The following is a 396-nucleotide window of genomic DNA, read 5'->3' on the forward strand; positions in this document are numbered from 1 at the left end:
CGCGGGCAATGCAGAGGATTGTTCGGAAAGCGTTTTCACGACCGAAAAACTGGTTGAAATCCCTGATTGCACATCATTGCTTCAACCGTTGGACAATGCCACGGACGTATCGGTAAGTACGGGTCTGGAATGGCAATCGGTCGCCACGGCCATGGGCTACCGCCTTTCTGTCGGGACAACTTCCGCAGGAAATGACCTGATCGATAATCTGGACGTTGGCAATGTGACTTCGTATGTTTTTACGGAAGAGCTTCCCGAAGAAACGACCGTTTACGTAAGCATTACGCCGTACAACTCGGCCGGCGATACGCAGGGCTGTTCGGAAAGCGTTTTTACGACCGAAAAACTGGTTGAAATCCCCGATTGTACTTCCTTGCTTCAACCGTTGGACAATGT

General features: G+C 50.8%; 1 pseudogene. It reads left to right on the plus strand.

The window, feature by feature from the left end:
* Positions 1–396, plus strand: a pseudogene (locus UXI14_RS18100) (hypothetical protein); the annotation flags it as partial.

Origin of the sequence: Galbibacter sp. PAP.153 (genome assembly GCF_037029175.1) — a bacterium.
Taxonomy (GTDB): Bacteria; Bacteroidota; Bacteroidia; order Flavobacteriales; family Flavobacteriaceae; genus Galbibacter; species Galbibacter pacificus.